We start from the raw sequence: 22,213 nt of genomic DNA on the forward strand, positions 1-22,213 counted from the left end.
CAGAGGCTTCCGCGACCCTTCGGCCCTCATCTTAACGAATTTTGGGGCATGCGTGGAAGGGCTACTTCCGCGCACCGCGCGATCCGCGGCGGGCGGGCGGGCACCGATGGGCGGTGCCCGCATTGGAGCAAGGCGAAGTCTGCGTCTTGCTCCCCGCGTCGCCTCATCGCGACGCGCAATTTGCTAGAGCCCCGTACCGATTGAACCGGTACGGGGCTCCGGATTCTTATTTTAACGCGTTTTCTTGACGCGAACCGGTGCCCACTTCGCTGGAAAACGCTCTCTAGTCCAGCTTCACATTGGCCTCTTTTACGACCTTCCGCCAGCGCACGACTTCGGCGGACACCATGGTGGCGAATGCAGGACCCGTCACATCAGGGACATCAGAACCGTTGCGCTCCCAGGCCTCCTTGATCGCAGCCACCTGCATCGCCTGCTGCAGCTCCTTGATCATGCGTTCGACGATCGCCGGCGGCGTGTTCTTGGGCGCGAACAGTCCGTACCAGGTCGCGACTTCGTAGTCAGGCAGACCGGCTTCCTTGGCGGTGGGAAGGTCGGGGAAAGCCGCCACCCGCTTCGGTGCGGCGACCGCGAGCGCGCGGAGCTGCCCGGCCCTGATCGGCGCGGCCGACGAGCCCATGCCGTCGAACACCACAGGCACGTGGCCGGCGATCAGATCCTGCATCGCAGGTCCCGCCCCGCGATAGGGCACGTGCTGGAGGTTGGTCTTGGTCAGGATCTTGAACAACTCGCCCGCGAGATGATGCGTGGTGCCGGCGCCGGCGGAGCCGTAGTTCAACTGGCCCGGGTTCGCTTTGTTGAACGCGATGAATTCGGCGAGCGTCTTGGCGGCGACCTTGTCGGGATTGACTACGATCACCTGCGGCGGACGCGCGATCAGCGCAACCGCGACAAAATCCTTCTCGATGTCGTAGTCGAGGTTGGGATAGAGCGAGGGTGCAATGGCGTGGTGCGCCGCGCCCATGAAGAAGGTGTAGCCGTCGGGAGCGGCCTTGGACGCCGCCGAGGCGCCCACCGTGCCGCCGGCGCCGGCGCGGTTTTCGATCAGCACGCGTTTGCCGAGCTGGCTGTCGAGCTGGGCTGCGAGCGGGCGCGCGAAAGCGTCGGTGCCGCCGCCGGCCGCGAACGGCACCACGAACGTGATCGGCTTGTCCGGCCATGTCTGGGCCTGGGCCGGATTTGCGGCGATGGAAAGGCCCGCCAGAACGGTCAATATGGCGTAGCGCAGGGTCTTTTGTCTCACGGCGTTTCTCTCCCGGATATTGCGACACTGGTCCGCTCGTTGGCGACGTCGCGATTCACTTGAATTACAGGCGGTGAATTATAGGCGCCGGGCATGGTCCCGCCAATGGGCCATTCGGACAAGGAACAGCCGGGGCGCCTGGCCGCTCCGCATGAGCAGAATGAAGGCGAACAGCGACTGAGCCTGATCGCAAACGCCGCCCGGAAGCGCTTTCAGTAATACTTGTGAAAATGATGCACCGGGCCATGCCCGCGGCCGACGCTGAAGCGGTCCGCGGCTGATATCGCGGCGCTGATCCAGGCCTTGGCGTTGCGGACGGCGGTCTCCATGTTCTCGCCCTTCGCCAGTCCGGCCGCAATCGCCGACGATAGCGAGCAGCCGGTGCCGTGGGTGTTTTTGGTGGCGACGCGCGGTGCTGCCAGCGTGATGGTCTTCCCGGCGTCGATAAAATAGTCGGTGCTCTCGGCGCCCTGCCCGTGGCCGCCCTTGATCAGCACCGCCCGGCAGCCCATCGCCAGCAACCGCTTGCCCTGATTTTCGACCGCGGCTTCGTCTGTCGCAATCGGCTCATCGAGCAAGGCCGCCGCTTCCGGCAGATTAGGCGTGATGACCGAGGCGAGCGGAATGAGCTTGGTGCGCAGCGCATCGACGGCTTCCGCAGCCAGCAGGCGGTCGCCCGAGGTTGCGACCATCACGGGATCGAGCACGACATGCTTCGGCGACCAGCGCGTCAGCCCTGCGACGATGGCATCTATGCTCGCGGGTTGCGCCACCATGCCGATCTTGACCGCGCCGACGGCGAGATCGGAAAATACCGCATCGATCTGGGCGGTGATGAACTCCGCCGGCACCTGATGGATGCCGCTGACGCCGGTCGTGTTCTGCGCCGTCAGCGCCGTGATCACGGAGGCGCCATAGACGCCGAGCGCCGCAAAGGTCTTCAGGTCGGCCTGGATTCCGGCGCCGCCGGACGAATCGGAGCCTGCGATGGTCAGCGCGATTGGTGTCATCGCCCGCCTCGTGCAAAAGGTGTGTTCGGGGTCATGAACTGTCCTACCGCGCCGTTCCATTCCCAGCAAGTTGGCTTGCCACGGGCTCCCGTTTTTGGCCTTCTGACTCTGACGCGTTTTCCTGATGCGAACCGGTATCCACTTCGCTTGAAAACGCTATATTGAGCACAAATCTTCCCTTCGGAGACGACAGCCATGGTTCCCTTCTTCGTCCAGTTCAAATGCAAGCTCGGCCAGTCCTATGCGGTGGCCAATGCGCTCGCGGAAGCCGAGATCGCCTCGGAAATCTATTCCACGGCCGGCGATTACGACCTGCTGGTCAAATTCTACGTCGACAACGCCACCGACATCGGCCATTTCGTCAACGAGAAGGTGCAGGTCATTCCCGGCATCCAGGACACCCACACCATCATCACCTTCAAGGCGTTCGGCGGGGGCTAGACCCCGCTTCCGCGGCCACCGGCAACGAAAAGAACAAGCAAACGGGGAAACATGATGCATCGGCTGTTGATGCTGTCGCTTTGCGCAGCGCTGGTCTCGACCGCGGCGTTCGCGCAGGCGCCCGCCGGCAAGGTCACGGTCGTCACCTCCTTCGCCAAGGACGTCACCGACCCCGTCAAGAAGGCGTTTGAGACGGCGACGCCGGGCGTGACGCTGGAAGTGCAGAACCGCAACACCAATGCCGGCGTGAAATATCTCGAGGAAACCAAGTCCAGCAACCAGGTCGATCTGTTCTGGGCTTCGGCGCCGGATGCGTTCGAGGTTCTCAAGGGCAAGGGGCTGCTGCAGAAATACGCGCCCAAGGCGACTGGCATTCCCGAGAAGATCGGGCAATTTCCGATCAACGACCCCGCCGGCTTCTATTTCGGCTTTGCCGCGTCCGGCTACGGCATCATGTGGAACGAGCGCTACGTGAAGGCCAACAAGCTGCCTGATCCCAGGGAATGGCAGGATCTGGCCAAGCCGGTTTATTACGACCACGTCTCGATCGCCGCCCCCTCGCGCTCCGGCACCACGCATCTGACCGTCGAAGCCGTGCTGCAGGGCGAAGGCTGGGCCAAGGGCTGGAGCACCGTCAAGGCGATGGCCGGCAATTTCCGCAACATCACCGAGCGCTCGTTCGGGGTGCCGGAAGCGGTCAATTCCGGGCAGGTCGGCTACGGCATCGTGATCGACTTCTTCGCGTTCTCGGCGCAGGCCTCCGGCTTCCCCGTGAAATTCATCTATCCGACGGTCACGACGATCGTGCCGGCCAATGTCGGCATCGTCGCCAATGCGCCGAACAAGGCCTCGGCTGAAGCCTTCGTGGAATTCCTGCTGTCGCCGGCCGGCCAGCAGGTGCTGTTCGAGCCGGGCATCCGCCGCCTCCCCGTCAATCCCGACGTCTATGCCAAGGCGCCCGCGGACTACCCGAACCCCTTCAAGGATCCGCGGCTGAACTCGATGATCAAGTTCGACGTCGCCAAATCGGAGGCGCGTAACGATGTGGTCGACGTGCTGTTCGATCAGCTGATTTCGTTCCAGCTCGATTCGCTCAAGGCCGCGACCAAGGCGATCCACGAGGCCGAAGCCGCGATCGCCAGGAAGGACAATGCGCAAGCCCGCGCGCTCATCACACAGGCGCGCGAGCTGATCGCCGCGATGCCGGTCGATGAAGCCGCAGCCTCCGCCAAGGAGACGGCAAGCGCATTCACCGGCGGCAAACAGAAAGGCGCGCGGCAGGCCGAGCTGGAACAGCAATGGGCTGTTTTCGCCAAGGAACGCTACGCGCAGGCGCAGGCCAAAGCCGAGGAAGCGGCGAAGCTGGCGAAGTGATACGAGGGCGCCCTCTCAGCGTCGTCCCGGCGAAGGCCGGGACCCATACGCCGCAGCCTCGCTGTGACACTCGGGTGTCGGCGACCTTCTTCACCAACAAGCTCCGGTGGCTATGGGTCCCGGCCTTCGCCGGGACGACGTTGTGGATACGCCGCCCATGAGCCTCACCCTCTCCGCACCTCGTGCCCGCGCAAGATTTTCGGCAACGCCGGGGCAGATCGCACTGGCGCTGGGCATCGCGGTTTTCCTCGCGCTGTTTCTGGTGTGGCCGTCAGCGACCGTGATCTATGTGGCGTTCACCGAAAAGGGCGGCGGCGCGTTTACCCTGGTCAATTTCGTCGACTTCTTCCGCACTGACTTATTCCTGCGTTCGTTCTGGAATTCGTTCTACGTCTCGGCGCTGGCGGTGGTCGGGGCGTCGATCCTGGCGCTGCCGCTCGCCTGCATCACCTCGCGCTTTGCCTTTCGCGGCACGGCGCTGATCCAGACGCTGGGATTTCTGCCGCTGATCATGCCGCCATTCGTCGGCGCCGTGGCGATGCAGTTGTTTTTTGGCCGCAACGGCAGCGTCAACCTGCTGCTCGACGACGCGTTCGGGTTCAAGATCCCGTTCATGGAGGGACTGAACGGCGTCATCTTCGTGCAGTCGATCCACTATTTTCCATTCATCCTGATCAACCTCTCGGCGGCGCTACGCAACATCGACGCCTCGATGGAGGAAGCCGCGCAAAATCTCGGCTCGTCCGGATTTCGCCTGTTTCGCCGCATCGTGTTTCCGCTCGCGATGCCCGGCTATATCGCGGGCGCCTCGCTGGTGTTCGTCAAGGTGTTCGACGATCTCGCCACGCCGCTGCTTTTGAACGTCAAGGACATGCTGGCGCCGCAGGCCTATCTGCGCGTCACCTCGATCGGGATCGCCGATCCCATGGGCTATGTGATCGCGGTGGTGCTGATCGTGGCCTCCGTCGCGGCGATGGCACTTTCGGCGCTGGCGACGCGCGGCATCGACTATTCGACCGTGCAGCGCGGCGGTGGCGGGCTCGCCCGGCGCGTGCTGCGTCCATATGAAAGCGTGCTCGCCTATCTGACGGTGCTGCTGATCCTGCTGCTGGTGCTGGCGCCGCATGCCGGCCTGCTGCTGTTGTCGTTCTCGACGATCTGGTCGTTCTCGCCGCTGCCGGACGGCTATACAATGGCGCATTACGCGCGAATTTTCGGCGAGAGCTCGCTCTACATCAAGAACACGCTGATCTATGCCTCGTTGGCCGGGCTGATCGACGTCGTGCTCGGGACCGCAATCGCCTATCTGGTGTTGCGCACCAAACTGATCGGGCGCGACGCGCTGGACTGGGCCGCCTCGGCCGCGCTCGCCGTCCCTGGCATCGTGCTCGGCATCGGTTATTTGCGCGCGTTTTACGGCGTGAAACTGTGGGATGGCACGCCGCTGGCCTCGCTGTGGATCGTGATCGTGCTGGCGCTGGCGATCCGCCGCCTGCCCTACGCGCTGCGGGCCTGCTACGCGGCGCTGCAGCAGATATCGGTATCGCTGGAAGAAGCCGCCGAAAATCTCGGCGCCACCAAGCTGCGTACCGTGCGCCGGATCGTGACGCCGCTGATGATGGGCGGCATGCTGGCCGGCTTCGTCACCAGTTTTGCCACCGCCGCCGTCGAGCTCTCGGCGACGCTGATGCTGGTGCAGTCCAATTCCGATGCGCCGCTGGCCTACGGCCTTTACGTCCTGATGCAATCGGCCGCGGGCCGCGGCCCTGGCGCGGCGCTCGGCGTCATCGCCGTGCTGCTGGTCGCGGTCTGCACGGTCCTGTCGCATTTCGTGATCGAGCGTGGCCGCGCCATGCCGCAAGCAGGACATTGATGTTCATGCCGGGATCTTCAGCACCATGACGGCCGCAACAGCCAATCGAGCGCTCGCCGTACCGGCCGTCGGTGTCCGGATCGAACAGGTCAATTTGTCCTATGGCGACAATCACGTCTTGAAGTCGATCGATCTCGATATCCGCCCCGGCGAGTTCTTTGCGTTTCTCGGCCCCTCCGGCTGCGGCAAGACCACGCTGCTGCGGCTGATCGCCGGCTTCAACCATGCCGACAGTGGCCGCGTGCTGGTCGGAGAGAAGGATATTTCCGCTCTGCCACCATGGAAGCGCGACATCGGCATGGTGTTCCAGTCCTATGCGCTGTGGCCGCATATGACGGTGGCGCGCAATGTCGCGTTCGGCCTTGAGGAAAAGCGCGTGCCGCGCGCCGAGATCGGCCCGCGGGTCGCGGCTGCACTTGAACTCGTCGGGCTCACCGGCCTCGATCAACGCCGCCCGGCGCAGCTCTCCGGCGGGCAACAACAGCGCGTGGCGCTGGCGCGCACCATCGCGGTCGAGCCAAAGCTCCTGTTGCTCGATGAACCCTTGTCCAATCTCGATGCCAAGCTGCGCGTACAGGTCCGCCGCGAGCTGCGCGAACTGCAGCAACGGCTGGGGCTCACCACCATCTTCGTCACCCACGACCAGGAAGAGGCCAACACCGTGTGCGACCGGATCGCGGTGATGAACCAGGGCGTCATTCAGCAGGTCGGCACGCCGAAAGACCTTTACGAGCAGCCGGCCAATTTGTTCGTGGCGAACTTTATCGGCACGGCGAACATTGTCGAAGGCCGCGTGATCGGCGACGGCGCGTCGCGCGCCTTTGAGGTGGCCGGCGGCCCGAAGATACCGATTGCTGCGGACCGGAAAGTGGCCCCGGGTGCACGCATGCTGTTTCGGCCGCAGGATTGCACGATCATCGGTGCTGGCGAAAGCGCGGGGCCAGACAGGACAGAAGCCGCGGGCACGGTGACCTATCGCGAATTCCTCGGCGCCAGCGTGCGCTATGGCGTGCGCGCAGGCGCCGCCAACATCGCCGTCGATTGTCCCTTCCACGCCGGCGACACGCTGCACGAGGTCGGCACCGCTGTGACCGTCGCCATCGCCACATCATCGGTGCGCTTCCTATCCGACTAGGAATTTGCCACGATATGTTCAGCGCAAGTGCGCCAACAAGAAAACGGGAGTTGGTATCCTGACGACATCGACAGTGACTTTCGACCGGCTGAAGGCCTTCATCCGGGAAGCCATGACAAAGCTGGGCCTGCCTGAAGCCGACGCCGCTGATGTCGCCGCGCTGATGGCGGAAGCCGATCTGCAGGGATCGGACGGCCACGGCGTCAGCCGGTTGCCGCAATACGCCCGCCGCATCAAGGCTGATGGATTCAACGTGCGGCCCAATATCCGGATCGTGCGCGAACACGCCTCCACCGCCTTGCTGAATGGCGATAACGGCATGGGCCATCTCGTAATGAAGCGCGCGGCCGAGATCGCGATCGAAAAGGCGCGCACCACGGGGATCGCATGGGTCAACTCGCAATACAGCAACCATGCAGGTCCTGCCTCGCTCTACGCGTCGATGCCGCTGGCCCACGACATGATCGGGCTCTATTTCGCGGTCGGCAACGCCAACCATCTGCCACCCTGGGGCGGCCTCGACATGCTGCTGTCGACCAACCCGATCGCAGCCGCAATTCCGGCCGGTGATGAGAAGCCGATCATTCTCGATATGGCGACGACGGTTGCGGCCTATGGAAAAGTGAAATCCAAGGCACTGCGCGGCGAGACCATGCCGGAGGGATGGATGATCGATCGTGAGGGCAAGCCGCTGACCGATCCGAAGCGCGCCGACGAAGGCATGCTGCTGCCGCTCGGCGGCATGGAGGCCGGCTACAAGGGTTATGGGCTCGCCATGATCATCGGCCTGCTCGCGGGCACGCTGGGTGGCGCGGCGATGGGCCGGGACGTCATCGACTTCAACCATGATGACGACAGCGTCACCAATACCGGTCAGGCGGTCGCCGCGATCAACATCTCGGCCTTCGGCGATGTTGACGTGTTCAAGGCGAGCGTCGATGCGCTGGTGCGCGATTTCAGAAACTCCGAGCGGATGCCCGGCGTGGAGCGGATCTTCGTTCCCGGCGAGCGCAGCCACGCCACGCGAGAGGCGCGGATGCGCGATGGCATTCCGATTCCGCCGGCGCTGATGCGCGGGCTCGATCAGGTCGCCGATGAGCTTGGCATGGCGAACCTGACCTGAATCAGGACTTGCCGCCACCCTCCGCCGTTTCGGACAACGCAACGCGTCAAGCTGACGCGGATCGGTCCCCCCTGCTTCTGCCTTGCAGTAGACGCGGAAATCCGCGAGCATTCGCGCCAAATCGCAGAGCCTGTTTCCAGTTGATGTCCGTTGCGGGCAAGGAAACATCGGCGACAAGCGTCTCAAGGCTGCAACGTCAGCCGCAACGGGAGGGATGAATGATCAATCCGAAGATGATGCTTGCGGCCATCGCGCTGACCGGAACCGCGGTCGCGGCATCGACGGCGGTCGCACAGGTGAAACTGCCGCCCAACGTGACGATGACCGCGTATGACACGGGGACCTCCGGCTTCAACATCACGGTTGCCGTCGGCAAGATGTTCAAGGACAAATATGGCTCGGATACGCGCGTGCTGCCGGCCGGCAACGACGTCGCCCGCCTGCAACCGCTGCGCCTCAACCGCGCCAGCATCTCGGCAATGGGCGTCGGGGTCTTTTTCGCGCAGGAAGGCGTGTTCGAATTCGCGACCCGGGAATGGGGACCGCAGCCCATCCAGATCACGCTGAGCTCGATCGACTGCAACGGCCTTTCACTGGCGGTCGCCGCCGACATCGGCGTCAAGAGCTATGCCGACCTGAAAGGCAAGCGCATCGGCTTCGTGGTCGGCTCTCCCGCGCTCAACCAGAATGCGCTTGCCGTGCTGGCGTTCGCCAATCTGACGGCAAAGGACGTCAAGATCGTCGAGTTCGCGGGCAACAATGCGATGTGGAAAGGCATCATCAACAACGATACCGATGCGGTATTCGGTTCGACGATCTCCGGGCCCGCCAAGGAACTGCAGACATCGCCGCGCGGCATCACGTGGCCCGCCATGCCATTCTCCGACAAAGCGGGATGGGAACGCATGCGCAAGGTCGGCCCGTATTTCACCGAGCACAAGGCAACCTGCGGCGCGGGCGAATTTTCCAAGGACAAGCCGCTCGAGGTCGGCACCTATCCATATCCGATCTACAGCGTCTATGGCAGCCAGTCCGAAGACGAGGTCTACATGCTGACCAAGGCGTTGATCGACGGCTATGACGGCTACAAGGACAACGCGCCCGGCGCCAGCGGGCTTGCGGTGAAGGCGCAGGCAAAGAACTGGGCGGTGCCGACGCACAAGGGCGCGGTCAAGGCTCTCAAAGAGGTGGGTGCCTGGAGCGACGACCAGGAGAAGCACAACAACGCACTGCTCAAGCGGCAGGAAGTCCTGATCGCGGCGTGGAACGACTACATCAAGGGAAGCCCGTCTTCCGACCCGGCAAAACTCGCCGAGGAGTGGATGAGCGCACGCAAGGCCGCGCTCGCCAAGGCCGGCATGGTCAATACGTTCGAGTGATGCGGCAACGTCATTCCGGGGCGATGCGTAGCATCGAACCCGGAATCTCGAGATTCCCCGGGGGCGCAATTGCGCCCCTGAGGTCTGGTGCTACGCACCATCCCGGAATGACTGGTGGATACAGCTTCGGCTCTGATCCAGTCAGAGCCGAGTTATGACGCCTTCTCCGCCTTCTTCGGCCGCGGCGGTCCCTCCACCGGCGGCAGCGATTTCAGATACTCCGCCATCGCGGTGCGGTCCTCCGGCGACAGTTGCGAAGTGTTGCGGATCACGCGCGTCATCAAGCCGCCGGCGGTGTCGCCGTCCGGCGTCTGCCCGCTCTCGAGGAAATAGGCGAAATCCTTCGCGCTCCAGTCCGACATCCGCTTCTGGGTGATGTTGGGGACCCAGCCCTCGCCTTCCGGATTAGGCCCGCCCGCAAAACGCTGCGCATCGACGATGCCGCCGAGAAAATTGCGCGGGCTGTGGCACTCCGCGCAATGACCGAGGCTGTTGACGAGATAGGCGCCGCGATTCCATTGCGCCGAACGGCTCGGATCCGGCGTGAACGGCTTGCCGTCCGTGAACAGGAATTTCCACACTCCGACATTGCGGCGGATGTTGAACGGAAACGGCACGTCATGGTCGCGCGTCTTGCCGGCCACCGGCGCCAGCGTCTTCAAATAGGCAAACAGGTCCCGGACGTCTTCGACCTTGGCATGCTCGTAAGACGCGTAGGGAAACGCCGGAAAATAATGGAAGCCCGACGGCGACGTGCCCTTGAGCACGGCGGTAACGAAATCGGCCTCGCTCCATCGCCCGATGCCATCGCTCGGATCGGGCGAGATATTGGGAACGTTGAAGGTGCCGAACGGCGACGGAATCGGCAATCCGCCGCCGAGCTTGAGGCGATCGGGCTGGTTCGGCACCGCGTGGCAGGACGAACATCCGCCGGCATTGAACGCTGTGAGGCCGTTGGCGAGGTTGGGATTGTAGGCGGGCAATGAACTCGCAGCGACCACCGCCGGTATGGTCAGCCACCAGAAAATGCCAAGCCCGGCGACGGCGGCCAAAACGGCCAGAAGGAACAGTCGTTTCAGCATTCACCAATCCGTCATCGGGCGTTTCAGTATAGCGGCCAGTATGTACGCAATTTCAGCCGGAAGCTTCCATGAAATTTCGACAACTCAACGCCGTTTTGGCAACAAATCGCGGCCAATCCGCGCGTGGAAATCCATGGGCAAGTGGTAAGTTTCACACGACGATGAAGCAGCTTCACACCGAAGTGATGAAGCCCACTTCACACCGAGTTGATGAGCGAGGTAAGCCTTCGCGTCCGCGAATAAAGAAAAGAGGCCGGACACATCACGCATCCGGCCTCTTCCTGTCTGGTCAACCGAAGAGCTAGCCCTTCTTGAGGCGGTAGGTCTCGTGGCAGGCGCCACATTCCTTGCCGATGCCGGGGAAATTCGCTTTCAGCGAATCGAGGTCCTTGATCTTGGCCTTGGCCTCGGCCACCACCTTGGTAAAGCTGGCGACCTTGGCGTCAAAGCCGGCCTTGTCTTCCCAGATCTTTGGCGAGGGGGCGTAGTCGCCCTCCCACTTGGCATCCTTGACGCTGGCGGGGAACAAGGTCGGAAGCTTCTTTGCGGTGTCTTCGAGTTGTGTCAGCGCAGTATCGACCGCGGCCTGATCGTAAGGCTTTTCGCCCTTGAACATCGGGCTCAACACGCCGCCGAGGTTCTTTCCGTTGGCCTTCATGACGTTCTGGGCATCCTTGACGGGATCCTGCTGCGCCACGCCAACGCCGACACTGAGCAATAGTGCTCCTGCAACCACCAAAACCCGTTTCATTCGCCAGATCCCTTTTTTATGACACAGACCGGGCCGCGGTCACCGCGGACCTCGCCCAGCCTGATAACACCATAAACTTAGAATCATTCCAGCTGCGACAAAATATCAGAGGTTATGCCGGCGCTGCGCCTCCCGGATCGCGATCCAGACCCGTTCGGCGGTCGCCGGCATGTCGATGTGGTCGATCTTGTATTCGCGCCACAGCCCCTCGACGATCGCATTGACCACGGCCGGGCAGGACCCGATCGCACCGGCCTCACCCGCGCCCTTTACGCCGAGCGGATTGGTGGTGCAGGGAACGTTGTGGGTTTCGAAGTGGAATGACGGGCCGTCGGCCGCGCGCGGCATCGCGTAATCCATGAAGGTGCCGGTGACGAGTTGGCCGTCGCTGGAGAACACCGCCTGCTCCATCAAGGCCTGGCCGATGCCCTGCATCGCGCCGCCATGGACTTGCCCGGCCAGCAGCAGCGGATTGAGCGTCACCCCGAAATCGTCGACGATCACGTAGTTGATGATCTTGATGATGCCGGTCGCCGGATCGATCTCGACTTCGGCGAGATGGGTGCCGTTCGGATAGGTGCCGTCGGCCTGGTTGAAGGTCGCACTCGCATTCAGCTTTGACGGATCGACATCAGGACGTTTCGCCAGGTCGGCGAAACTCACCGAACGGTCGGTGCCGGCGATCCGGATTCGGCCGTCGCTGATCTCGAGGTCAGCAGCGCTGGTTTCCAGCGCTTCGGCCGCGATCTCCTTCAGCTTGCCGCCGAGGTCGTGGGCCGCACGCTGCACGCTGACGCCGCCGGTCGGGATCGAGGCCGAACCGCCGGTGCCAAGGCCGGTGGCGACGCGATCGGTGTCGCCCTGCACAATGTGCACGCGCTCGGGCGGCAACCCGAACTGTTCGGCAATCAACTGCGCGTAGGCGGTCTGATGGCCCTGCCCGCTCGACTGGGTGCCGATCAGGATGGTGACGTCGCCATTGGGATCGAGCGCCACATTGGCGGTCTCATCGCCCATGGTGCCACAGATCTCGACATAGCTCGCAAGGCCAATGCCGCGCACCAGCCCCGCCTTCTTGGCGGCCTTGGCGCGCTTGGAAAATTCCTTCCAGTTGGCGACTTCCATCGCCCGCTTCATATGCGCGGTGAAATCGCCGGAGTCATAAACCTTGCCGGTCACGGTCTTGTAGGGCAGCGCCTTCGGCGGGATGAAATTCTTGCGCCTGATCGCATCGGGCGTCATGCCGAGCTTGCGCGCGCAGGCATCCACCAGCCGCTCGATCACGTAAGCCGCCTCGGGGCGGCCCGCGCCGCGATAGGCATCGACCGGCACGGTGTTGGTGAACACGGTGCGGACGCGGCAGTGGAAGGTCTGGATATCGTAGAGGCCGGGCAGCATGCCGGCGCCGCCATGCGGAATGTAGGGACCGAAGGTCGACAGATACGCGCCCATGTCGCCCATCAGGTCGACGTCCATCGCCAGGAACTTGCCGTCCTCGGCGAGCGCCATCTTCGCCACAGTAACGTTGTCGCGCCCCTGCGCGTCACCGACGAAGTGATCGGAGCGGTCGGCGGTCCATTTGATGGTCTTCTTCAGCCGTTTCGCCGCGACCGAGATCAGCGCATATTCGCGGTACGGAAACAGTTTGGTGCCGAAGCCGCCGCCGACATCGGGGCAGATCACCCGCATCTTTTCCAACGGCATCTTGAGCACCATGCCGCCGATGATCTCGCGCAGGCGATGGCTGCCCTGGCTGCCGATCGTCAGCGTCAGATGGTCCTTCTTGGCGTCGTATTCGGCGACCGCGGCACGCGTTTCCATGAAGTTGGTGATGACGCGCGGATTGACGATCGACACTTCGGCGACCGCATGGGCTTTTGCAAACGCGGCCTCGGTTGCCGCCTTGTCGCCGATCGGCACGTCGAACAGCAAATTGCCGGCATGATTGGGCCAGACCTGCGGAGCGCCCTTCTTGACCGCGTTGACAAGGCCGACCACCGCGGGCAGCGGCGTCCAGTTGACCTCGATCGCCTCGATCGCGTCGCGGGCCTGATCGATGGTGTCGGCGACGACGAAGGCGATGGAATCGCCAACGTGGCGGACTTCATCCTTGGCGAGGATCGGGTACGGAGGCCCAGTGAACGGATCGACTTCGAAATTGAACAGGCAGGGCAGATCGCCGAGATCCTTGACGTCGTCGGCGATCAGGACCGCGCCGACCCCGGGCATGCCGCGGGCCTTGGTGACGTTGATGGTGAACTTCGCATGCGCATGCGGCGAGCGCAGCATCAGCGCGTGCAACGCGGGAGACGGCGAGACGTCGTCAGTGTAGCGGCCCTTGCCGCGAATGAGCGCATCGTCTTCCTTGCGGCGGACGCTATGACCGACGCCGAACTTGATGGGAGCTGCCATCGTATCTCCAATAGCCTGATTGGTTTCGCGCCATATTGGCGTGGTTCGCCAGGAAGCGCAAACGGGTTTAGCCGCGGATCAGCGAGAAAATCCAGCCTCTGCCGAACAGGACGAGGATTGAAACACCATAGACAAAGATGCCGCTCACCATAAGTAACAGCAATGCGAGTTCGTCGCGGAATGAGCTCATTTGCGCGAAATAAAAATTGGCGAAACGCGCGGTCAGCCAAAGGGCTATGGCAAGCAGGATGCCAGCTATCGCGAACTTGGCGAGCGATCTGAGCCACTCGCGGTCCAGCTCGAGAAATCCTCTTCGCACTGCAAAACCGAGTACCAGCAGCAGATTGACCCAGGCGCCGATCGCGGTGGCGAGCGCGAGGCCGATCTGGGCGAGCGTCCCCATCAGCGCGACTTTCAGGGCGACGTTGACGGCAACGCCGGTCAGCGCCGCCTTGACCGGCGTGGCGGTGTCCTTGCGGGCATAGAAGGTGGCGACCGCGCTGCGAATCATCACGAAGGGAATGAGGCCGACGGCATAGGCCGCCAGTGTCGCGCCCGCCGCTGCGGCGTCGGCCTTGGAGAAAGCGCCGCGCGCAAACATGGCGCGCATGATCACGTCAGGCACCGTGAGGAACGCGGCGACGAACGGTATCGAAAACAACAGCGTGAAATTGAACGCCCGCCGCTGCGCCTTGGCGGCGCCGGCATGGTCGTGCGCCGTCAGCCGCCGCGACATTTCCGGCAGCAGCACCGTGCCGATCGCGATCCCGATCACGCCGATCGGCAACTGGTTGAGGCGGTCGGCGTAATACAGCGCCGACAGCGCGCCGGCGGCGAGAAACGTCGCGATGATGGTGTCGGCGAACAGCGCCACCTGCGTTCCCATCGAGCCGATCGTCGCCGGACCCAGCGCGCGGAAGAAGGCGCGGACATCGTTGTCGAGCCTGGGAATGCTGAACTTCGGCAGGATGCCGTTCTTCGCCGCGTCACCGGCCAGCAGCAGGAATTCGAGGATGCCGGCGATCAGGACGCCCCATGCGGCGGCATAGCCTGCGCCCGGAAAGAACGCGGCCAGTGCCAATGTCGCCATCATCGACAGATTGAGAAAGATCGGCGCCGCCGCCGCGCTGGCAAAGCGATGCATGACGTTGAGCATGCCGCCGTAAAGCGTCACCAGCGTGATCAGCAGCAGATAGGGAAACGTGATCCGGGTCAGCGCAATCGCAAGTTCGCCGCGGGCCGGATCGTCGGAGAATCCCGGCGCCAGGAGGCCTATCACCTGCGGCATGAACAGCCACGCCACCACGAGCAATACGATCTGGGCGCCGAACAACAGCGTGAAGATGCGATCGGCGAACAGTTTTGCCGAGGTCTGGTTCTGCCCATGAAGGTGGGCATAGGCCGGCACGAACGCGGCGTTGAAGGCGCCTTCGGCGAAGATGGCGCGAAAATGATTGGGCAGGCGCAGCGCCACGAAGAACGCGTCCGCGACCGGCCCTGCGCCGAGGATCGCCGCGAGCATGATGTCGCGTGCAAAACCGGTCACGCGCGAAAGAAGCGTATAGCCGCCGACGGTGAAGATGCGCCCAAGCATGGGCTAGCTTCTAGCGCATATTCGGTTCTGATTGCATCAGAACCGAGAGCTATATTTGCAATGACGCGCCTTCTTCACGTAAACGCTATCGGTTGTTTGACGCGTTTTCTTCGAAAACGCTATGCCGAGATCAGGCGGAAAGCGCGCCGCGCACCGCCTGGATGACGCGATCCTGCGTCGCCTCATCGAGATAGGCGTGCATCGGCAGGCTGATGACGTCCTCCGAAAGGCTTTCGCTCGCCGGCAGGCCGCCTTCCGCGACCGGGTAATTGCGATACGCGGTCTGCTGATGCATCGATTTGGTGTAGTAGACCGCGGTCGGAATGCCCTGCGCCTGCAGCGCGGCGGCGAAACCATCGCGGTCCGTCCCCTTGGGCAGACGGATGGTGTACTGCGCCCACACCGAGGTGCAGCCGGAGGCGAGCCGCGGCACGGTCACGACATTGCCGAGGCCGCGCGCATAGCGATCCGCGATCTTGTTGCGCGCCGCGATCTCGTCGTCGAAAATCTTCAGCTTCTCGATCAGGACCGCCGCCTGCATGGTGTCGAGCCGTCCGGTGAGGCCGAGGCGGACATTGTCGTATTTGTCCGCACCCTGGCCGTGCACGCGAATGCTGCGCAGCGTGTTGGCAAGCTCGTCATCGTCGGTGAAGATCGCGCCGCCATCGCCGTAGCAGCCGAGCGGCTTGGCCGGGAAGAAGCTGGTCGCGGTGGCAAGCCCGAAGGTGCCGAGCTTGCGGCCCTTGTAGCTGGCGCCAAAGCCCTGCGCGGCGTCATCCAGCACGAACAGCCCCTCGGTCTCCGTAACCGCGCCGATGGCGTCGTGGTCGGCGCTCTGCCCGAACAGATCGACCACGATCACGCCACGCGGCTTCAGGCCGCGCTGCCGGGCGGTCGCGATGCCGCGCTTGAGCGAGGCGGGATCGATGTTGAAGGTGGCTTCATCGACATCGACAAAAACCGGCGTAGCGCCCGTCAGCGCCACGGCTTCGCCAGTCGCGCAGAAGGTGAACGACGGACACAGCACGGCATCGCCGGGACCGATGTTTTTGGCCATCAGCACCATCAGCAGCGCATCGGTGCCGCTGGCGCAGCTCACGACATGTTTCGCGCCGCTGAAGGCCGCCAGCGCCTTCTCGAGCGCGGTCACTTCCGGACCGTTGATGAACTGGCAGTGGTTGAGCACGCGGGACACGGCATCATCGATCGATTTGCCAAGCCGGCGGCGCTGCGCGGCGATATCGATCAGCGGAATGGGTTCTGGACGCATGTGCTGGTTCATGGAGCCTTGCTACGAATGAGATGAACGATAATCAGCCGGCGACGCGGCGTGGACCCTTGCGCGCGGAGGAAGCTGCGGGCCGGGCCGGCGCTTCGAGGCAGCGGATCGCGATTTCGAGGCTGGCCACGCCCTCGTCGCCGGTAACCGCCGGCACATTGCCTGACCGGACGGCATCGAGGAACGCGATCAATTCGGCGCGCAGCGGCTCGTCATGGCCGACCGGCAGATGACGCATCGAATAGCTGCCGTCGGGCTTGAAGCCGAAGCACTCCGTCACCTGACGCGTCAAGAGGTCGCCCATCACATATTTGCCGCGGGTCGCGACCGTGACGTTGCGCGCCTTGAACGGCGTCAGCCAGTTGGTGTTGATATGGGCGAGCACGCCCGAGGCGGTGCGGAACTGCAGCAGCGCGATGTCCTCGCGCTCGGCGATCGCGCTGGAGAGCTGCGGCTGCACCTCGACGATGTCCGATTCGGTGAACCAGCGGATCAGGTCGATATCGTGCACGGCCAGATCGATGACGACGCCGACATTCGACATCCGCGGCGGAAACGGCCCGACCCTCGTGATGCCGATGGAAAGGATGTCCTCGCCGGAGATCGCCTGCTTGATTGCCGCGACCGCCGGATTGAAGCGCTCGACATGGCCGACCATCAGCGTGACACCGGCGCGCCGCGCGGCGTCGACGATGTCCCGCCCCTCCTCGACCGTGGGCGCAATCGGCTTCTCGACCAGGATATGGATGTTGCGCGCGATGCAGGCGAGCGCGACCTCATGATGCAGATGGGTCGGAGCTGCGATCGTGACCGCATCGACGCCCTCGGCCAGCAATTCTTCGAGGACTCCGAAAGCGCGGCAGCCTACGAGTTCGGTGGCGCGCGCGCGGTGTTCCGGCAGCGGATCGACGATGCCGACCAGCGTGACGCCGGGCAGGCCCGCCAGCACGCGGGCATGGTTGCTGCCCATCACGCCGGCACCGATCACGCCAACGCGCAATTCAGGCGTGGCGCCGGCTTTCGCATCCGACCCGGACCCTTTGGAACTCATATTGTGGACCCCAATAGACTATTCGAAGTATCGCCCCGGCGGTTCTCTAGCACGCCGCCACAAATGTGGCGAACGCCATCCACTCTATCCGGACACGTTTTGATTCAAAGAGTTACAGCCCAGGAAGCACTGTGAGAAGCGCATTCGCAGGGCTCATAGGGGGCTTAGGCCACCGCAATATGGAGGAATTAAGTGCTTGGCCGAGGGCTGTGAGAGCCCGTCCTGACTAACCGCCGGACAGGCTTTCCCGCAGCCGTATGACCTGAGGCCGCAACTGCTCGCAGGCGAGTTCGCGCTCGAATCGAACCACATCCTCGCGTGACTGGCTGGCGCGTAGCTTGGCCAAGGTGGCCCGCTCCTCGTCACAGCTTCGGACCTGGACAATCGGCGCGGGTTGCGCCGGCTTCGCCCCTGATGGCGCGGACTGAGCGGATTGAAGGGTTGGCGGATTGGCCGCAGCCGACGGCTGATCCGGCTGCGGCGCGTCCTTCGCAGTTTCCTTCGCAGTTTCCTTGGGCAGGCTCTCGCGCAAGCGCACGATTTGCGGGCGCAACCGTTCGCAGCCTAGGTCACGCTCCAGCGCGGCCAGATCGGCGTGCGAGGGATTGGCGCGGATCTTGGCAAGCCTGGCTTCGTCCTTTTTGCATTCGGGTGCCGGTGCGACAGTCGCAACGGCAACCTTCGGCGGTTCCGGCGGCTTCGGGGCGGCTTCCTGTTTCGGGGCGGCCGGCGGCGGCGGCGGTGGCGCAATCACCAGGGCCGGCGGCGGGGCAATTTTTTCAACGGCAGGCTTGATCTGGGGGGCGATGGCCGGCGCCGCATTGGCGACCGCCGAGAGGCTTTCCCGCAACCGCAGGATCTGGGCACGCAATTTCTCGCAGCTCAGGCGCCGCTCCAACTCGGTGACCGCCTCGATCGACGCGTTGCTGCGCAACTGCGCCAGCATGGCCCCGTCGCGATCACAGGGATCGCCAGGCGCCGGCGCGGCCTCGGTCGGCGGCGGCAGCGTCCGGATGTCGGTCGATATGCCGGCAAGCGAGGGATTGGTCGGCTCCTTCCGATCGATCGCGGCGATTTTGGTCCGCGCCTGCTCGGCCAACAGTTGCGCAGCCTCTTCACGCAGCTTGCGCTCCCGCTCGGCCGCAAGCTTCACACGTTGCTCTTCCTGGGCCTTTGCAGCTTCCCGCTCCTTGCGCTCCTTCTCGGCCACGAGCCGCAAGCGCTGCTCTTCCTGCGCCTGGGCGGCCTCGCGCTCCTTGCGGACTTTTTCAGCTGCCGCCTGCGCACGGAGGGTCTCCTGCTTGCGCAGCGCCTCTTCCTGCTCGGCCAATTTGCGCAGCGCCGCTTCGCGTTCGGCCTTGCGCTGTTCTTCCGCAAGCCTTGCTGCTTCGCGCTGCCGGGCCTCCTGATTCTGGCGCTCGCGAATAGCGGCCTCGATGCGCTGGATGCGGTTTTGCGCCTCCGGCACGTAGCTCGACGTCGAGAACTTGGCGATGAAGTCCTGGAGCACGGCGGGATCGGGCGAGTCCTTGATCTTGTCGAACGCGATCCGGTCGGTCTGGTTGAGGTAGTAATTGCTCAGCAGCGACACGTAGGTTTCCGGGCGCTGGCGGCCGCCGGTCTGGGCGTTGACGTCGGCGGCGACGCGGCGGAACAATTGTTCGATTTCGAGGCCGGGCTCCTTGAGCCGCTTCAGGAAGGCGCTGGTGAACGGGCTGTTGCGGCCGTCGCCGTCGGCGGCGACTTCATCCGCCGCGGTGGAATAGGCCACCACCATGCCCTGGGCCTTGTCGATCTTGGCGAGCCCGCCGCGCACGGCATCGATGGCGCGGCTGTCGCCGGACTTCTTCTTGCGGCGAAGCGCGTTGACGATCGGGTTGTTGCGGCAAGCATCGAGGATCACGATCTTGACGCCGTCGCCGCGGTCGAGCGCGGCGCGCACGTCGTCGAGCGGCGTCATCTGGTAGCGGAAGCTGATCTCGTCCTCTACTTCGGCGTCGGTCGGCATCAGGAAGTTGCGGCCCTGATACTGGACGGCATGACCGGCGTAATAGAACAGCGCGGCGTCGGCGTCGGTCGCCAGCCTTGCAAATTTGGCCATGTTCAGGTCGAGATCGCGCTTGTTGGCGTCGATCGCCTGCAACACTTCGAAACCGACGCCGCGGAGTGCCGCGGCAACGTCCGTGGCGTCGTTCTTCGGATTGGCCAGGAACAGGCTCGCATTGCTGTAGTTCGAGTTGCCTACAACCAGCGCAACGCGCCGGTCAGCCTTCGCAACGCTGATCGAACAGGTCAGCAGCACGAGACTATACAGAGCTGCAATCCAGATCGGACGACGTGTGCTCATATCAGGCTCCGGAACTGCCCCCCTTTAGTAATAGCGACGATATTTGCGATACTTCTTCTTTGCAGGCGGACGGCCGTTGGCGGTGACCATGACCGTGATCGGTTCCGACAGCAACGGCGGATCGTGCGGGATGTGGAGCTCGTCGGCCAGCAGCAATCGCAGCGTATGCTTGCCGAGCGGCAGCGTGATCTTGGCTTCGGTCTGGCCGGCGCCGAAATGCAGATGATTGAAGTCGGCGGGAATCGGCAGGTCGAGGTTCGGAACGTCGGTATCGATCAACAGATGGTGGTGACCGGTGTTGACCTTCTCGAAGCCGGCGGGGGCAACGCCCATGCCGATCAGGCCGAAACGGATGACCGGCGTCGGCGTGACATAGCCGCGATTCTTCGGAAAGACGAAATATACCTTGGCGCCTTCAGGAGATTTTTTGCGGCCCGCGCTGGCGGGGCTGGTCGTGGCGGGCGCCGCCGCAGCAGCCGACGCCGCAGGCACCGCGGAAGCGGCAACCACGCGAATCTTGATCCGCTCGGAGATCAGCGGAATCGTATTCGGAATGTGGTCCTTGTCGCCCAGCACCAGCTGCAGCGTGTGCTCGCCTTCCGGCAAGGTCACTTCGGCTTCGGTTTGCCCCGCACCAAAATGCAGATGATTGAAGTCGCTCGGTATCGGCTGATCGAGCGGCGGCAGCTCGGTGTCGATCAGCAAATGGTGGTGTCCGGCGTTCGCCTTGTCGGAGCCGGCGGGCGCGACGCCCATGCCCTTGAGGCCGAAATTCACGGTGAAGGTGGTCGGTACCGTCTGACCATCCTTGAGACCGACGAAGTAAACGGCCGCACCGGGGGGAGAGGGATTGGGACCGCCAACCGGCTTTTGTTGTCCGTGGCCCGGTCCGATCGTTCCTGCCAGCATCAAAAGCGAAACAGCAATTCCGGTCGGTACTTTCGAGAACACAAACGCCTCCTAAAATCAGGACGGGCCGGCGGCCAAAATCTCAAATAACTCAAGAACTGTAATGCGTCTGTGAAATAGTACACTGGATTTACCCTATTGAATATCGTCCCCTGCCGCGGGCGGACCACTCCCGGCGCACAAGCTCTCATCGATTTGATGATGGGTGAGGCAAACTGGAGTATTATATTACCATAAAACTAACTGACGATAGCGACACTGCGACTTTTGATTTTATGGAGTGTTGCGGGCACGATGGACCGATAGGCGGCGCGCAGGACGACCGGCGCATTGAGGCCGAGGGTATGATGTTCAGATTTTTTGCTTTTTTGATATTTCTGCTCGCTGCCGGACCGGCCGCCGCCCAGTCGGCCGCGCCGCCCGAACCCGGCGAGCTGTTCCGCGACTGTCCGGATTGCCCGGAAATGGTGGTGGTGCCATCAGGCGAATTTGACATGGGCGGCAAGGACAGCCCGTACGAGGGACCGCCGCACCGGGTCACCATCGCCAAGAACTTCGCGATCGAACGGCGCGAAACCAGTTTCGCCGAGTGGGATGCGTGCGTCTCGGACGGCAAATGCAGGCACCGGCCGGACGATCGCGGCTGGGGTCGCGGCGATCAGCCGGTCATCGACGTGAGCTGGGAGGATGCCAAGGCTTTCGTTCTGTGGCTGACGCAGAAGACCGGCCGCAACTACCGCCTGCCGAGCGAAGCCGAGTGGGAATATGCGGCGCGCGCCGGCACCACGACCACCTACTGGTGGGGCAAAGAGGTCGGCAAGTCGAACGCCAATTGCGACAATTGCGGCGACTCGCTGCGCCGGACGATGCGGACCGGATCCTACCGGCCGAACGGCTTCGGGCTCTACGACACATCTGGAAACGTCTATGAATGGGTCGAGGACTGCTGGAACGACAATTACAAGAATGCGCCCAAGGACGGCTCCGCCTGGACGCAAGGACAATGCCGTCAGCGCGTGCTGCGCGGCGGATCGTTCGCCAACAAGGCCAATACGGTCACCTCGGCGGCGCGTTACCGCTACGATCTCGACGTGCGCTACTTCGCCAACGGTTTTCGCGTCGTGCGGGACGTTCAGTAGTCCCGATCACGCGCGCTGATCATCCTCAATGCGAATGATATCGCCCTCGC

At 63.5% G+C, this 22,213-nt stretch carries 17 protein-coding genes; 7 read left to right on the plus strand and 10 right to left on the minus strand.

Annotation, left to right across the window (positions count from 1 at the left end):
• Nucleotides 1–283: 283 nt before the first annotated feature.
• Nucleotides 284–1,264 carry a tripartite tricarboxylate transporter substrate binding protein gene (locus JQ567_RS03445; RefSeq protein WP_212437489.1) on the minus strand — a complete coding sequence of 327 codons (981 nt, stop codon included), beginning with the start codon at nucleotides 1,262–1,264 and terminating at the stop codon, nucleotides 284–286.
• 212 nt (nucleotides 1,265–1,476) lie between these two features.
• The gene (gene thiD, locus JQ567_RS03450; RefSeq protein ID WP_212437490.1) at nucleotides 1,477–2,274 is read right to left on the minus strand and encodes a bifunctional hydroxymethylpyrimidine kinase/phosphomethylpyrimidine kinase; all 798 of its coding nucleotides are present in this window, start codon (nucleotides 2,272–2,274) and stop codon (nucleotides 1,477–1,479) included.
• A gap of 195 nt (nucleotides 2,275–2,469) precedes the next feature.
• Between thiD and JQ567_RS03455 the strand changes: the two genes are divergently transcribed.
• From JQ567_RS03455 to JQ567_RS03480, 6 genes are all read left to right on the plus strand, one after another.
• Nucleotides 2,470–2,715, plus strand: coding sequence for an Lrp/AsnC ligand binding domain-containing protein (locus JQ567_RS03455; protein WP_212437491.1), 246 nt, complete (start codon nucleotides 2,470–2,472; stop codon nucleotides 2,713–2,715).
• A 51-nt stretch (nucleotides 2,716–2,766) separates the two neighbouring features.
• Nucleotides 2,767–4,089 carry an extracellular solute-binding protein gene (locus JQ567_RS03460; protein WP_212437492.1) on the plus strand — a complete coding sequence of 441 codons (1,323 nt, stop codon included), beginning with the start codon at nucleotides 2,767–2,769 and terminating at the stop codon, nucleotides 4,087–4,089.
• Between the two features lie 157 nt (nucleotides 4,090–4,246).
• Entirely contained in the window at nucleotides 4,247–5,962 is a 1,716-nt protein-coding gene (locus JQ567_RS03465; RefSeq protein WP_212437493.1) for an iron ABC transporter permease, read from the plus strand.
• A gap of 25 nt (nucleotides 5,963–5,987) precedes the next feature.
• The gene (locus JQ567_RS03470; protein ID WP_212437494.1) at nucleotides 5,988–7,097 is read left to right on the plus strand and encodes an ABC transporter ATP-binding protein; all 1,110 of its coding nucleotides are present in this window, start codon (nucleotides 5,988–5,990) and stop codon (nucleotides 7,095–7,097) included.
• A 73-nt stretch (nucleotides 7,098–7,170) separates the two neighbouring features.
• Nucleotides 7,171–8,220, plus strand: a complete 1,050-nt coding sequence (locus tag JQ567_RS03475; RefSeq protein ID WP_312017337.1) for an Ldh family oxidoreductase — start codon at nucleotides 7,171–7,173, stop codon at nucleotides 8,218–8,220.
• A gap of 236 nt (nucleotides 8,221–8,456) precedes the next feature.
• Complete coding sequence (locus JQ567_RS03480; RefSeq protein ID WP_409363576.1) at nucleotides 8,457–9,599, plus strand: TAXI family TRAP transporter solute-binding subunit; 1,143 nt, start codon at nucleotides 8,457–8,459, stop codon at nucleotides 9,597–9,599.
• A 152-nt stretch (nucleotides 9,600–9,751) separates the two neighbouring features.
• Here JQ567_RS03480 and JQ567_RS03485 read toward each other — a convergent pair whose 3' ends face one another.
• From JQ567_RS03485 to JQ567_RS03520, 8 genes are all read right to left on the minus strand, one after another.
• Nucleotides 9,752–10,681, minus strand: a complete 930-nt coding sequence (locus JQ567_RS03485; RefSeq protein WP_212437496.1) for a cytochrome c — start codon at nucleotides 10,679–10,681, stop codon at nucleotides 9,752–9,754.
• 301 nt (nucleotides 10,682–10,982) lie between these two features.
• Nucleotides 10,983–11,432 carry a cytochrome c gene (locus JQ567_RS03490; RefSeq protein ID WP_212437497.1) on the minus strand — a complete coding sequence of 150 codons (450 nt, stop codon included), beginning with the start codon at nucleotides 11,430–11,432 and terminating at the stop codon, nucleotides 10,983–10,985.
• A gap of 105 nt (nucleotides 11,433–11,537) precedes the next feature.
• Nucleotides 11,538–13,844 carry a xanthine dehydrogenase family protein molybdopterin-binding subunit gene (locus tag JQ567_RS03495; protein WP_212437498.1) on the minus strand — a complete coding sequence of 769 codons (2,307 nt, stop codon included), beginning with the start codon at nucleotides 13,842–13,844 and terminating at the stop codon, nucleotides 11,538–11,540.
• Between the two features lie 67 nt (nucleotides 13,845–13,911).
• A complete protein-coding gene (gene murJ / locus JQ567_RS03500) occupies nucleotides 13,912–15,438 on the minus strand; it encodes a murein biosynthesis integral membrane protein MurJ (protein WP_212437499.1) in 1,527 nt (508 codons plus the stop codon).
• Between the two features lie 130 nt (nucleotides 15,439–15,568).
• Nucleotides 15,569–16,720, minus strand: a complete 1,152-nt coding sequence (locus JQ567_RS03505; RefSeq protein ID WP_212437500.1) for a DegT/DnrJ/EryC1/StrS aminotransferase family protein — start codon at nucleotides 16,718–16,720, stop codon at nucleotides 15,569–15,571.
• A 31-nt stretch (nucleotides 16,721–16,751) separates the two neighbouring features.
• The gene (locus tag JQ567_RS03510; protein WP_212437501.1) at nucleotides 16,752–17,768 is read right to left on the minus strand and encodes a Gfo/Idh/MocA family protein; all 1,017 of its coding nucleotides are present in this window, start codon (nucleotides 17,766–17,768) and stop codon (nucleotides 16,752–16,754) included.
• Nucleotides 17,769–17,994: 226 nt separating this feature from the next.
• Nucleotides 17,995–20,115: a caspase family protein gene (locus JQ567_RS03515; RefSeq protein ID WP_212437502.1), complete on the minus strand. Its 2,121-nt coding sequence runs from the start codon at nucleotides 20,113–20,115 to the stop codon at nucleotides 17,995–17,997.
• Nucleotides 20,116–20,139: 24 nt separating this feature from the next.
• Nucleotides 20,140–21,066: a DUF4399 domain-containing protein gene (locus JQ567_RS03520; RefSeq protein ID WP_312017338.1), complete on the minus strand. Its 927-nt coding sequence runs from the start codon at nucleotides 21,064–21,066 to the stop codon at nucleotides 20,140–20,142.
• A gap of 305 nt (nucleotides 21,067–21,371) precedes the next feature.
• On the opposite strand from JQ567_RS03520, the gene JQ567_RS03525 reads away from it, so the two are divergent.
• Nucleotides 21,372–22,163, plus strand: coding sequence for a formylglycine-generating enzyme family protein (locus JQ567_RS03525; RefSeq protein WP_212038481.1), 792 nt, complete (start codon nucleotides 21,372–21,374; stop codon nucleotides 22,161–22,163).
• Nucleotides 22,164–22,213 lie beyond the last annotated feature (50 nt).

Origin of the sequence: Bradyrhizobium sp. AUGA SZCCT0431 (assembly GCF_018131065.1) — a bacterium.
Classification (GTDB): Bacteria; Pseudomonadota; Alphaproteobacteria; order Rhizobiales; family Xanthobacteraceae; genus Bradyrhizobium.

Excerpts from the sequence above, each read along its gene's own strand:
- JQ567_RS03490 (WP_212437497.1), bottom strand. The coding sequence starts at position 11,432 with ATGAAACGGGTTTTGGTGGTTGCAGGAGCACTATTGCTCAGTGTCGGC.
- JQ567_RS03460 (WP_212437492.1), top strand. The coding sequence starts at position 2,767 with ATGATGCATCGGCTGTTGATGCTGTCGCTTTGCGCAGCGCTGGTCTCG.
- thiD (WP_212437490.1), bottom strand. The coding sequence starts at position 2,274 with ATGACACCAATCGCGCTGACCATCGCAGGCTCCGATTCGTCCGGCGGC.
- JQ567_RS03480 (WP_409363576.1), top strand. The coding sequence starts at position 8,457 with ATGCTTGCGGCCATCGCGCTGACCGGAACCGCGGTCGCGGCATCGACG.
- JQ567_RS03505 (WP_212437500.1), bottom strand. The coding sequence starts at position 16,720 with ATGAACCAGCACATGCGTCCAGAACCCATTCCGCTGATCGATATCGCC.
- JQ567_RS03525 (WP_212038481.1), top strand. The coding sequence starts at position 21,372 with ATGTTCAGATTTTTTGCTTTTTTGATATTTCTGCTCGCTGCCGGACCG.
- JQ567_RS03470 (WP_212437494.1), top strand. The coding sequence starts at position 5,988 with ATGACGGCCGCAACAGCCAATCGAGCGCTCGCCGTACCGGCCGTCGGT.
- JQ567_RS03455 (WP_212437491.1), top strand. The coding sequence starts at position 2,470 with ATGGTTCCCTTCTTCGTCCAGTTCAAATGCAAGCTCGGCCAGTCCTAT.
- JQ567_RS03495 (WP_212437498.1), bottom strand. The coding sequence starts at position 13,844 with ATGGCAGCTCCCATCAAGTTCGGCGTCGGTCATAGCGTCCGCCGCAAG.
- murJ (WP_212437499.1), bottom strand. The coding sequence starts at position 15,438 with ATGCTTGGGCGCATCTTCACCGTCGGCGGCTATACGCTTCTTTCGCGC.
- JQ567_RS03510 (WP_212437501.1), bottom strand. The coding sequence starts at position 17,768 with ATGAGTTCCAAAGGGTCCGGGTCGGATGCGAAAGCCGGCGCCACGCCT.
- JQ567_RS03485 (WP_212437496.1), bottom strand. The coding sequence starts at position 10,681 with ATGCTGAAACGACTGTTCCTTCTGGCCGTTTTGGCCGCCGTCGCCGGG.
- JQ567_RS03515 (WP_212437502.1), bottom strand. The coding sequence starts at position 20,115 with ATGAGCACACGTCGTCCGATCTGGATTGCAGCTCTGTATAGTCTCGTG.
- JQ567_RS03465 (WP_212437493.1), top strand. The coding sequence starts at position 4,247 with ATGAGCCTCACCCTCTCCGCACCTCGTGCCCGCGCAAGATTTTCGGCA.